Raw genomic sequence first — 12,748 nt, 5'->3', positions numbered from 1 at the left:
GCAAGGGATAAATAATTCATGTTACTGATGGTTTGCCTGCATTACTTTAAATGGCTGCCTAAATAAACGGTCAAAAAAGAGCTCCAAGAGCAAAGAAGGATTCCCCAAAACCAGTCTAAGATCCCCATTCCTATGGGGAAACCCTTAAAAATCGCAAGGCAGGTAAAATCGTAGACGCCATAAATTACGGCACCGAGAACGGCTCCGTAACAAGCAGCCCAATAGGGTGAATTATGAGCCAGTGGAATTATGAATAAGACAACACTTAAAGCAAACAAGAGATACACTATAAGGGTCGCCCACCAAATAGGTTTTAATTGGCCGTCTACAAGGTTTAACCAGGGCCCATAATTTTGAAAATAGAGATTCTTGGCAATAAAGCCCAACCAAATCATATCTGTAATAATAAATATAAAAAAAGCAATAAAAAATAGCTTTAATGTTATTCCATTCATCATTTGTCCTTATGCGTTATGGTATCGAAAACTCTTCATCGAGCGCAGACTCTACCTTAGGGTAAGTGAATTTAAACTGAGTTCATTTCAATAAGCTCCTTTTTTACCTTTTAGCTCCAACGTTTAGAGCCAATACTAGGTTCTGATAAATTAATGATGATATCGAATTGTTGGCTGTCGTGAAGACTCCTGCAATAAGCATATTCATGATTTAACTCCTTTAATTCATTATTGCAATAACCACATTGAGATATGAAGCAAACATCAGCCAAAATACGTAAGGACTTAATAACCAGGCAATGCTTTTATGCGTTTTTTTAACTTTAATGATTAAGAGCACATTCAAACAAGTTAAGCTAATAATCCATAGAGCACTAGGTATTAACCAGTGCAGGCCAAAAAAAAGCGGAGTCCATGCCCAATTCATCAGCATTTGTGATACAAAAAGCATCTTAACTATTTTAGAGAACTCGGTATTATTGCTTGATAAAAACCAGGCAATGATGGCAAGAAGTGCATATAATAAGATCCAAATAACCGAAAAAACAAACCCAGGGGGAGTTAAGGAAGACTTATTAAGATGCTCGTACCAAGGGTAAATATTAGCCTGAGTGAGCAAACCCATTAAAAAGCCTATGCTCTCAAAGAGCACAATCCATAATGCTAATTTCATTAGCTTATTTAAGTGCAAAATCAGTTCTCCAAATTTGGGTCAGTCCTTCTTTGTAAGTTGGGTATTTCAAAGCAACATGTAACTCTTTTTTGATTTTTAAATGAGAAACTCGCCGGTTATTCGCGTAAAATTCTTGTTCCACGGGAGATGAATAAGCTTCTGAAAAGGGAATTAAAGGACTCATGGATTAGTCCTCTTCTTTAGTTGATTGTAATAAGCTAAGGCTTTGGAACGTGATTCGCTGTGATTAATGATAGGTTTAGGATAATTGTTTGTACTATAAATTGATGCAGCATTCTTGGATTCCCAAGGTGCATGAATTTCACCATTATTTAGGCAAGAAAGCTCTGGTACCCAGCGACGTATATAAACCCCATTGAGGTCAAATTTTTGGCTTTGAAGAACCGGATTAAAAATGCGAAAATAGGGCGCTGCATCAGCCCCACAACCAGCAACCCATTGCCAACTGGCGCTATTGTTGGCTAAGTCAGCATCAACTAAAGTATCTAGAAACCAATCAGCACCCAATCGCCAATCGATGAATAAGCCTTTAGTGAGAAAGGAAGCAACTATCATTCTTACTCGGTTGTGCATGTATCCAGTAGCCCATAGTTCTCGCATGCCTGCATCGACGATGGGGTACCCCGTCATTCCTTTTTGCCATCTCTTTAATAACGATTCATCGTTATGCCAGGGAAAGGAATCAAATTCATTTTTAAAATTTTGATAGGGTAAAGATGGTACATGATAAAGCAGGTAATAAGAAAACTCGCGCCATCCCAGTTCTGATAAAAAGTGCTCGGCTCCCGCTAAATCACATTGTGGGTTGAGTTTGGCGTACTCAACGGCTCTTAAAATAGTCCAGGGGCTGATTTCACCAAAATGTAAATGCGGAGATAGATGTGACGTGGCATTTTTTTCAGGGATATTTCGATTTGTTTTATAACCATGAAGATGGTTCTTGATGAATTCTTGCAGTCGTCGCTTTGCTCCTTCTTCTCCTGGTGTCCAAAAATCAGGAAATTGTGATGCCCAATCGAGATGTGGTAATAACCTCCAATCGTTAATTTCATCACTTTTTAAGGAAACGGAAGTAAAATGATGCGATATTAATTGTTCTGGTTGAGCACTAAGTGCTTGTCGACACGTTTTCCAATAAGGAGTAAAGACTTTAAAAAAGTCACCAGTTTTATTTCTTATTGTCCAAGGTTCATTCAATAAGCTTCCATTAAAGCTGAAGACATCCATTCCAGATTTTTGAAGTGCTGCTTTGATTTCTTTATCGCGCTCGATATTCTTAGGTTCATAGCATCGATTCCAATAAATAGCCTCAACTCTTACAGTCTTTATAAGATCTAAAATAATGTCTAATGGGTTTCCCTTGCGCAGAATAAGTGTTAATCCGAGTTGTGTGGTTAGCGAGTTATTGAGAGCCTGAAGGCTGTGATGAAGCCACCAGGCTTGAGCTTCGCCAAGGACGCTGTTTTTTTCATCCAAAATATAGACTGGAATCACTGTTTCGTGATTCGTACAAGCCTCAAAAAATGCGGGATTATCAGCTAACCGCAAATCCTGTCTAAACCAAACTAATGCGCTACTCATGTCTTCCTTATTTATTTTTGTTGTGTAGAGCTATTTGCTCTGTGAGTTGAAGCGAAATAGCGAGCCCTAGCCTTTAATTCCTCTAACTGGACCTGAGCTTGTATGGTGTTGAGTTGTACCTGGGTGGTCATTTGCTCGCGTTGATTCACTAAAAATAAAGTACTGTCTCCTTGATAAAACTTTTTTGTTTCTCCGTGCTGCACCTTTTGAGCCAAACTTAATTCTTTTTTCAATAAACTGACTTGTCGTTTACTTCTGTTGATACCAATCAGGATATTTGCAAATTCATTGTGGAGTTGTTCGTATAAGAATCTCTTTTCAACACGAACTTGACGCAATTCACCTTCCGCCTGGATTAGGTTCCCTTTGGCTTGTCTTTGCAGCAAAGGAAATTTAAACGAGACACCGACCATTGCTGCTTGTGGAATTAATAAGGGGTATCCTCCCGTTCCATTTTGTTTGAAGGTGTAGGCACTTGCATCTAATTGAGGTAGGAGTTCGTTTCGTGCCTGATTGCGTTTGAGTTTCATCATATTGGCATAATGGTTAAGTTTTTTTATTCCTGGGTGTTCTTTAAGTGAGGCCTCGAAGGTGTATGAGGAACTGGTCAAAGCAGGTAAAGACCGTCCTTTAGGAATTAATGGGTTTCCCTTTGGGTCGCGAAAATAAAGAGATAAATTAATGCTTGTTTGTTCAAATATCATTTGAGCTTGATTGAGTAATTGTTCTCGTTGAATGATTTGTTGTAAATTTTCACTGATGGCAAGTTTTGGCAAATCCCCAAGATTGGCCTGTTGTTCAATTGCATGTTGACGTTTTTGTGCTAATTGCAGGAGTTGTTTAAATGTTTTTAATTGAAGGCCTGCTTCTACCCATTGCCAATAAGCTTTAATCGCTTCTTGATAAATTTTTATTTTGATTGCCTCTGCATCTTGTTCCTTCATCAGCATCAATTGTGCAGAAGACAATAATCCGGTTCGCTCTTTATCAATTAAGCGGTCGCGGAGCAGGGGAAGCGATAATCCTGCTCTATATTCTCCACCGGAGTTCGTCAAATAGTTTTGATAGTAAATGGGCCAGTTTCCTTCACCATTACGATAGCCTGCAAAAAGCTTCACACCGTTATAAAGCGTTGGAATGGTAAGTTGCGTATCGCCATAGTTATTAATATAACCCCCTGCGGGTTGCGAGCGAGTGCTGGCTTCTAATGAGGGATCAAATTGTCCCTTTGCATTGACAAAAGCGCCACTGGCTTTAATTACTTCAAGGCGGGCTATTTTTACTTGAGGGTAATGAGTGTCGATGCTTTGCAGTACCTCCATTAAGCTTAACTTTTGTATTTTTTGGGAGGCGTGCGATTTTGGATACTCCAATAGACCATTTAGTCCAAAAAGGATAAGGACTAACCCCCGTACCGTTGATCTCCTCATGAGCTTGCCTTTTGTGCTGAGCTTTCAGGAGGAAAGCCGTTAAACTGGCGCCATAACTCATACCACAACGGTACCTCGCCTAATTGCACCCAGCCATGTACCCGCACTCCTTGCCTTAAAAAGGTAGGCTCAGGCCAGGGCTCATCAGGCACAATCACGGCACGAAATAGCCCCATGCCATTATCTGTGGGGTCAATAAACGCTACTTTCCCACCAAAAGTACCTACGGCGATTTGCGGCCAACCCCTAAATTGAATGGCGGGCCATCCTTCAAATTGAAGGCGTGCTTTTTGATTCAGCTGAACAAATGGAATGTCATTGCCATCAATCCAGAGTGCTACGGCTCTTGATTCGGTTACAGGTATAATCTCTGCTAATATTTCCCCCTCTTTAACAACAACGCTTTCTTGTCCCGCCAGGCGCTTAAAGATGATTCCTGGGACATGCGCTTTGATGAGCTGGGTTTGTTGTCTGGCAATCCGAACATCTATGCTGACTTTATCAATATTGGCTTGTGCTAATTCATTCTGGTATTTGGCGTATTCAATTTGAGCCAATTCGTATTGACGCTTTGAATTAATGCCTTGTTGGTATAAGTTCTTTTGGCGATCAACATTGGCTTTTCCTGCTATTAATGATTGTTGAGCCGCTTCGATGCGAAGCAAAATGGCCTTTTTTTCCAGCTCCAATCGTTTGAGTAGTTCGGGATCATTATCGGTAATCTCTACAATGGGGTCGCCCGCTTTAACCCGGACACCCTCGTCAACATACCATTTTTTAATTCTGCCATAAATAGGTGAATTGACGGTATGCAATCGCTCAGTGGGTGAAAAAGCAATCACCTTTCCATCCCCAAGGGCAAACTGTTGCCAAGGGGTAAAGCTTAAAAATAAAATTAAAATCAAAAGAACTAAAAAAATAATTTTGGCAATTTTGCGAGGATTAGGTAATTTGCCAATCATCTGATAAGCGTGCAGCTTCATGAGAGCACCCGGCAGTTAGACAGTGGAATAAGTTTTGGGTATTGGGTGATTACAATCAAAAGCGTGTTATTAAGCGTTCTTAAATGAAACAGCAATAACTCAATGTCTTTTGTGGTCAGTCTATCAAAAGCTCTATCGATTATAATAAGCTGAGGTTTTGAAAGTAGCGCACGAATCACCATGAGTTGAATGAGTTCAAGCTCATTAAATACGTACTCCCAGTCATAGATTATGCTTTTTAAGCCCTGGGGTTGGCCCATAATTTTATCCATCAGCCCAAATGATTCTAAAACCTCTTTTAATTGCTGTATCGAAAAAGACGGTTGATTAAGTCGTAAATTGTCATAAATGCTGCCTGCAAACCATTCTTTGTCTCTAAGCAGCAGAGTGTGCTCACGCAGGGAGCGTCTGTATTCTTGATGACAGAAGGTCTCATTGATATACAGGGTGAGAGCATTATTATTTTTAAAACCTAAAATAAAATCGCTAAGTGATTCTTGTTGTTGTGTTTCATTTATACAAATAACAAGGGGATTTTCAGGAGTGCTGGAGGCCTTTTTTTGATTTTCAGTGACTAGTGTGATGCTTCTTATGGGAATAATAAGTTCGCTTAATTCGGTGTTAATCGTTTCGCTTGGGAGATTTAATACAACGTCAATTTTATGCTCGGAAGCTACTAAGTCGTAATAATTTTCCAAAAGAACACCAAAACGTTTAAAAGCATAGATTAACGCGCCAAGAACAATCTCTGCCGCAACGAGCTGACCTAAACTTAATTGGTTGTTAATCACGAGATAGCCTCCTAAGCCGAGTAGAAGACTGCTGGCGATTGCCGAGAGGAGATAAAAACCAACCTGATGTTTGATAAGTTGTTTAAAGTGCATGTTGCGTGCTTTTAAAAAGGAAACCAAGCGCTTATCTGTTTGTTGAGTTGCATAGTTATGATAACGATTAAAGCGAAATAAAAAGCGATTGGTCAGTAACTCCTCTAGCCATGCACCTACTTGATGTTTTTCCGCGCATTCTTTTTCGGCACTCGCCAATCCTTTTCGGTAAGGTAGAAAAACAATCAAAATTATACTTAGTACAATAAATCCATCGAATACCAGAAAGAATGGATGATAAAAAAGAAGCAAGAGTAAACCAAAAAAGAGCTGCAAAATTAAGTTCACGCCATAGAGTAATAGACTTGATAGCGCTTTGTTGATAGTCACCACTTCGAAAAAACGATTAACGAGCTCGGGCCCATGATGGGAGGAGAAATTATCTAGTGACAAATGAGTAAATTGACGAGTTAGGTTAAGACTTATTTTCACCATTAATTTTTGTTGAATAACTTCAATGATAATCGCTTGCCAAATATTTAAAGCTCCTAGAGCAATCATTAAGACAAGCACCATTACGCTTAGAGTAAGAACAGGTTGTAGCAGTTTACCAAAAGCAAGCAGATTGACTAATGTTTGAGCTGCAATAGGAATGCTTAAGGTGAGTAGGCTCACTATCACGCTTATCATGACTATTGATGCGATAGTCGCTTTATCTAAGGTCTCAACAATGGAATTCATTTCCTGTTTCATTAAACGCCCCATATCCTTTGCTTAATGTTTAAATTTATCCATTATAAAAAACTCCAGGGAATCAATTGCTTTGTTTGCATCTTCCTTTTTAATTAAGGAGACATGGATGTCCTTTAAAGAGGGTAGAAAATAATCATCCAGCCTATCCAAATAGTTTGGAATCATACTACGCTGTATGGCGGTAATCCCAAGGCCTGCTCGAACGGCTGCCATTTTACCGGCGTAACTTGGACTACTAAATGCCAGGCGCCATTTTAAGTGAAGTTGATTAAGTGACTCAATGACATTGCCGCGATAGACACAGGGAGTAGGTGAAAGAACTAATGGAATAACTGCTTTATCATTAAGTGCTGGCAGTAGTTCTTTTTTGCCTACCCATTCTACGGATTCATTCCATACATTCACCCCATCGGAAATTTGATTTCTTTCATTCGTTTTTATCAAAATTAAATCAAATTCGTCCCGATTAAATCGTTCAATTAAGTTGAGAGTTAAATCACACTCCACATTGAGCATGACTCTCGGGTGAAGCCTTGAAAATTCCACCAAGATATCCGAGAGCATCATGGATGCAAAGTCTTCTGGCAGACCAAAACGTAGTTCACCCTGAAGTTCTGGGGTTTTAAATCGATCAAGCGATTCACGGTGCAGTTCATAAATTCGTTTCGCGTAGCTTAAAAAAATCTCCCCATCTGGGGTTAGAGATAACTCTCTTCCACGTGTAATTAACTGTTTTTCAATTAAATTCTCAAGCTTTGCTATTTGCTGACTGATGGCCGATTGAGTTCGGCCCACACGAGAGGCTGCTTTAGTGAAGCTTTGAGTTTCTGCTACTGCTAAAAAGCATTGTAACGTTACTGTATCTAGTGACATTAGGATTCCTAATAGTAAATATAAATATTTTTAATTTTACTTATATCAGTATATCTAATACATTTCAATTGTAGCAAAACAATTTCTAATGGGGAATGGTGTGAATACAATAGTTCTAATTTTTTTATGTCTTATGTTAGCCTGTCCAATAATCGCGCTTGCCTTTAATTGCGGTTTAATTTCTCGACCAATCATTGGGGCGCGCTTGGCAGGTTATTGTATTGGGGTAGGATTTTTGATTGGGGTGGGATTACTATCTTACTTATCCTTATCGCACAATCCTACAATCTACTTATTAATTAGCCTTAATACACTGAGTCTGTTGTTATGTAATTTAGTGTTATTGGTGAGTTTTATCGTGCATCGATTTTCATTAAGGTACATGCATGGAGACAGACTCTACAGACGATTTTTTCTTCTTTTATCGGCACTGACATTAACGGCCATGCTCATGGTGCTTGCCGATAATTTATTTTTATTCTGGGGCGCTTGGTTTGCTTCAAATGTTTTGCTAGTGCTGTTGATGGTGCATAAGAAAGAATGGGTGGCCTCCAAAAACTCTGGTCTTTTGGCCTTATATACGTTGTCGATAGGAAGTCTGTGTTTACTAGTTGCATTTATTATTTTAAGTGTTACTTACTCAACATGCTCTATTTCGACTTTGACCCAACTATCTAACCCTGGTCACTTATCATTACTTTCACTTTCGACGGGCCTTATCTTGGTGGGCGGATTTGCCCAATCTGGATTGTTTCCTTTTCATCGATGGGTTATCAGCTCTTTAAATTCGCCAACTCCGGTTTCTGCTCTAATGCACGCAGGCCTTGTTAATGGTGGAGGAATTCTAATCGTTAAATTTGCGTCACTAATGATGCTTTATCCAGGATTGTTAACTGTACTGTTCCTACTCGGTTCCATATCTGCATTACTGGGTACAGTTTGGAAATTGATGCAACATGATATTAAAAAAATGTTGGCTTGCTCCACCATGGCGCAAATGGGGTTTATGATGATGCAATGTGGTGTGGGTTTATTTGCTGCAGCCATAGCGCACCTGTGTTGGCACGGGTTATTCAAAGCCTATCTATTTTTAAGCTCGGGCTCTGCAGTGAAACAAAAAAAATCAGAGACTCATTCCTCTAAAGTATCTCCCATGATACTTCTCACTTCTCTTGCTGGTGGTGGGGTGGCAATGATTTCCTTTGCTTTCGTGACACATAAGTCCCTGTCAGTGTATGAGGCAAGTAGTTTTGTCTTGTTCTTTGCCTTAATTGCCGGTGCACAACTCATGCTTACTTGGATTCGTGCTCATCAAACGTTGTTAAGTCTAGTCTCAGGCCTTGTTCTTGCTCTGCTTTCAGGGCTTATGTATGGCGCGAGTATTCAGCTGATTCAGTGGTTGATCCCAAGCATATCAACAATGCAAGCCCACCCGTTATCGATTATTCATTGGATCATCATGGCTTTATTTGGGGCTTTATGGGCGGTCTTTAATCTAGGGGTGCATCAAACAATGGGGCAATCAAAGCTGGGTTGTTGGCTTTATATGAGCTTGTTCAATTCAAGTCAGCCCTCTAGAAAAACTGTCACTGCGTTACGAAATCATTACAACTACTAAAGGTATTAAGGAGTATTTATGTCTACTGCAAAAACGCTATCGAAAGAAGATATGGCAACCAACGGCATTAAAAAAGTAGGTATGACCATTGATCCTGGAAAAAACAAAGACCTTGAACTACATGTCTTAGTGCACAACGCTGCAAAATGCATTGCGCCCGTTTGGCCGCTTGAAACTTTTATTGCCTGTAATCCCTTGCAAGGCTTTGAAGCACAAACCTTTGAAGAGGCATTGGCCCAAGGTGGCTTTAGACGCCAAAGAGCAGAGCGCAATATACAGCTCGAAGAGGTTAATTTGCAAATGATTAAATGGTGCGGTGGTTTTTTTGATGCCGGCCAAGGCACTATTGACATGCCTCATCGTGAACAGGGGTTTTATTATGGGTTCTTGAAGTTAGCATATTTTGACAAGCAAGTGCACCATAATAAAAAAGAAGCAAAAGAGTTTCTGCAGCAATTGCCTGAATCGGCAGAAGAGGCAATTAGAATTTGTATGCAAAGACTTCATGTTTCAGAAGGACAAGAAGAATTTCTTTCAAAGACACTTTCCTATTTACCCGGATGGGCTGGGCTTGTGAAGTGGAAAACAGACTGGCAGAATTCAAAGAGGCCAGGAGAAACACCGGTCACTCTTATTGATTTTCTAGCGGTGCGCTTGGTTCTCACCTGCATCCTCTGGCCTGATGCTGCCAACGAAAAAAAAAACGTCGACAATGGCTCTTTGGTTAAAAAAGTGTTGGGGCAATTAAAAAGTAATGAAGACTCCTATCGGCAAAAGCTATTAAGTCAGCTTTTGCCAGAGATACAAAAAGAAGCCGCCCAGGTTCCTCGAAGAAATGCACAATTGGTTTTTTGTATTGACGTTCGGTCAGAACCTTTTCGTCGCGCCATTGAGTCTTTAGGGGAGTATGAAACCTTTGGTTTTGCCGGATTTTTTGGTCTCCCTGTTCGTATCGATGAGTTCGATAGCAATAAAAATAAAGAGTGCTGTCCTGTCTTGTTAAAGCCAAAATATGCTATTAAAGAAATACCGGATGCTGCGAATAAAGACGATTTTGAGCGTTATCAGCGAGGAAAAAAACTCATTAACAGTTGTAAAAGCCTATATACGCAACTCAAACACAATGTGTCGACACCGTTTGCCTTAGTCGAATCTTTAGGGCTTTGGTGTGGTCTAAATATGACTTTAAAATCCTTATCACCAGAATTAACGAAACATTCAGTTTCAACCATCAAGAGTTGGTTGAAACCTGCACTTCCGACCAAAGTCGCCTATGAGTTAAGTGAAACCGATTCAAAGCAAGGTTTGTCCTTGAACGAGCAGATTAGTTATGCTGAAACAGTATTACGACTTATGGGGCTCACCTCAGGTTTTGCTAAACTCATTATTCTCTGTGGCCATGGCAGTACTACTGAAAATAATCCTTATGCTTCTGCCTTGGATTGTGGGGCTTGTGGTGGAAATCATGGTGGTATCAACGCGCGACTGTTGGCGTCCATTCTTAATAAACGTGAGGTTCGACAAGGTTTGGAGGACTGCGGCATACACATTCCCTTAGATACGGTATTTTACGGGGCCCTGCATAATACAACGACGGACAGTGTCGAACTATATGCACAAGATAGAGTAAAACCTCTTTATCCTGAGCTTTTAAGTCAACTTCAGAACGATTTAAAAGAAGCAAGGCTTATAACCAACCGAGAGCGGGGTATTAAATTACACAGTGACACGCCTCATAAAGACATCATAAGACGAAGCTTAGACTGGTCTGAAACACGACATGAATGGGGCTTGGCACGCAATGCTGCCTTTATTGTAGCACCTCGGCATCTAACAAAAAATATTCCTCTTGATGGTCGTTGTTTCTTGCACTCGTATCGCTTTGAACAAGACCATGACGGAGCATTGCTTGAGACGATTTTGACCGCGCCTATGGTGGTGGCTGAATGGATAAATACCCAATATTTATTTTCTACCTTAGATAACGTGGCCTTTGGGAGTGGGAGTAAAGTCACTCACAATGTTGTTGGTGCGATTGGGGTAATGCAGGGCAATGGAAGCGATTTGATGCATGGACTTCCTCTGCAATCGGTCATGAGCTCTGATGAGAACACCTATCATGAGCCACAGCGTTTATTGACGGTCGTCTATGCACCTAAAGAGATGGTTTTTCAAGTGATTAAAAAACACTCTATCTTAAAAAACTTATTTTTTAACCAATGGGTGCATTTGGCAGTTATTGATCCAACGAATCAAGTTGCTTATCAACTCAACCAATCTGGTGAGTGGAGTTTTATAAACTAATAGCGAGGAGAAAAAAATGAGTATTATTAAAGTTCAAGAACGAAAAGATATTGGGATTAATTTGCATCCGATGAAAAAAATAGAAATCATCGTTTCTGGTGAGCATGAGCAGCTCATCAGCTCGATGATGGAGGAGGCAAAAGTCACCGGATTTACCTTATTTAGAAACATTTCAGGTAAAGGCCATAATGGATTTCATGAAGGAAAAATATTATTCAATGACAGAGCTTCGCTGATTATGTTTCTTGCCGTAGCTCCTGAGGAAGTCATTGCAACCCTTGCTTTAGGCATGAAAACCTTATTTCAACAGAATTCAGGTGTGATGTTTGTCTCTGATGTCAATGTGGCGCGAATTGACTATTTTCACTCTGTTACAGGGGCTTAATCATGTACTACAAAAATCAGAATGTTTTATTAGCTTCCAAACATGAAAAAGAGCAAGTGATTGCTCTACCTTTTATGACTAGATTATCGTGCACTTTGCATGTGCACGAGTTTGATACCGATCAGTTTGGGACGTTTACCGGGGAGATTGCACGAACTCTGAGCCCTTATGAAACCTGCCTTTTAAAGGCTAAAACAGCAGCAGAGCGCTATGACTATGCACTTGCTGTTGCTTCGGAGGGAAGTTTTGGGCCTCATCCTGCCTTCCCTTTTGTACCGAGCGCTCACGAGCTGATGGTGTTTGTTGATAGAGCGCGGGATTGGGTGATTGCAGAGCAGCTAGTAAGTCAAAAAACAAATTATGAGATGATAACAATTAACAAAAATACAGTTCTGGATGCTTTTCTTAAACGAGTTCAATTTCCATCTCATGCACTCATTGTGCAAGTTCCCTCTAATAACCGTGTGTTGGCCAAAGGCGTTAACCATATAGAATCCTTGACTCATCACCTGGAACTTGGTTTTAAAATTGAAAAAGAGCTTCTTTTAGCAACGGACATGCGGGCTATGATGAATCCTACTCGAATGGAAGTGATTGGTGAGTTGGCGAATAAATTAACACAACGAATTGCTACTCTTTGTGCTCGATGTGAACGCCCTGGCTTTGGATTTAAAGCAACTAAAGGAGCATTACCTTGCGCGCTTTGTGGCTCTCCAACCTCGTTTTATGAGGAAGAGGTTTGGGGTTGTATTGCTTGTGAACACCAAGAATACAAAATGAGACGAGATGGTTTGTTAAAAGCCGATCCTACCTATTGTGATTATTGCAACCCTTAAAGGATAGCTTAA

At 40.2% G+C, this 12,748-nt stretch carries 12 protein-coding genes; 4 read left to right on the top strand and 8 right to left on the bottom strand.

Going from position 1 to position 12,748, the window contains the following annotated elements:
- Positions 1-41 precede the first annotated feature (41 nt).
- The 8 genes from ACWTEW_RS00295 to ACWTEW_RS00260 form a co-directional block, all read right to left on the bottom strand.
- Positions 42-458, bottom strand: a complete 417-nt coding sequence (locus ACWTEW_RS00295) for a DUF2177 family protein (RefSeq protein ID WP_454783321.1) — start codon at positions 456-458, stop codon at positions 42-44.
- Between the two features lie 217 nt (positions 459-675).
- Positions 676-1,128: a TspO/MBR family protein gene (locus tag ACWTEW_RS00290; protein ID WP_454783320.1), complete on the bottom strand. Its 453-nt coding sequence runs from the start codon at positions 1,126-1,128 to the stop codon at positions 676-678.
- Between the two features lie 4 nt (positions 1,129-1,132).
- Complete coding sequence (locus ACWTEW_RS00285; RefSeq protein WP_454783319.1) at positions 1,133-1,312, bottom strand: hypothetical protein; 180 nt, start codon at positions 1,310-1,312, stop codon at positions 1,133-1,135.
- The gene (locus ACWTEW_RS00280; protein ID WP_454783318.1) at positions 1,309-2,730 is read right to left on the bottom strand and encodes a cryptochrome/photolyase family protein; all 1,422 of its coding nucleotides are present in this window, start codon (positions 2,728-2,730) and stop codon (positions 1,309-1,311) included. The genes ACWTEW_RS00285 and ACWTEW_RS00280 overlap by 4 nt, the downstream gene beginning before the upstream one ends.
- Before the next feature lie 11 nt (positions 2,731-2,741).
- Positions 2,742-4,160, bottom strand: coding sequence for a TolC family protein (locus ACWTEW_RS00275; protein WP_454783317.1), 1,419 nt, complete (start codon positions 4,158-4,160; stop codon positions 2,742-2,744).
- Entirely contained in the window at positions 4,157-5,143 is a 987-nt protein-coding gene (locus tag ACWTEW_RS00270) for an HlyD family secretion protein (protein WP_454783316.1), read from the bottom strand. Before ACWTEW_RS00270 ends, ACWTEW_RS00275 begins: the two co-directional genes overlap by 4 nt.
- A complete protein-coding gene (locus ACWTEW_RS00265; RefSeq protein WP_454783315.1) occupies positions 5,140-6,720 on the bottom strand; it encodes an ABC transporter transmembrane domain-containing protein in 1,581 nt (526 codons plus the stop codon). Before ACWTEW_RS00265 ends, ACWTEW_RS00270 begins: the two co-directional genes overlap by 4 nt.
- Before the next feature lie 21 nt (positions 6,721-6,741).
- Positions 6,742-7,593: a LysR substrate-binding domain-containing protein gene (locus ACWTEW_RS00260; RefSeq protein ID WP_454783314.1), complete on the bottom strand. Its 852-nt coding sequence runs from the start codon at positions 7,591-7,593 to the stop codon at positions 6,742-6,744.
- A 100-nt stretch (positions 7,594-7,693) separates the two neighbouring features.
- On the opposite strand from ACWTEW_RS00260, the gene ACWTEW_RS00255 reads away from it, so the two are divergent.
- From ACWTEW_RS00255 to ACWTEW_RS00240, 4 genes are read left to right on the top strand one after another with little or no spacing between them, the layout of a single operon-like run.
- The gene (locus ACWTEW_RS00255; RefSeq protein ID WP_454783313.1) at positions 7,694-9,211 is read left to right on the top strand and encodes a proton-conducting transporter transmembrane domain-containing protein; all 1,518 of its coding nucleotides are present in this window, start codon (positions 7,694-7,696) and stop codon (positions 9,209-9,211) included.
- A gap of 18 nt (positions 9,212-9,229) precedes the next feature.
- The gene (locus ACWTEW_RS00250; RefSeq protein WP_454783312.1) at positions 9,230-11,515 is read left to right on the top strand and encodes a DUF2309 domain-containing protein; all 2,286 of its coding nucleotides are present in this window, start codon (positions 9,230-9,232) and stop codon (positions 11,513-11,515) included.
- A 16-nt stretch (positions 11,516-11,531) separates the two neighbouring features.
- A complete protein-coding gene (locus ACWTEW_RS00245) occupies positions 11,532-11,900 on the top strand; it encodes a P-II family nitrogen regulator (RefSeq protein ID WP_454783311.1) in 369 nt (122 codons plus the stop codon).
- Between the two features lie 2 nt (positions 11,901-11,902).
- Positions 11,903-12,736, top strand: coding sequence for a DUF6671 family protein (locus ACWTEW_RS00240; protein WP_454783310.1), 834 nt, complete (start codon positions 11,903-11,905; stop codon positions 12,734-12,736).
- Positions 12,737-12,748: the final 12 nt, after the last annotated feature.

It is taken from the genome of Legionella stuttgartensis, from assembly GCF_977063405.2.
Note: the sequence above shows the minus strand (reverse complement) of the source record. Positions and strands in the feature narration are given on the sequence as shown.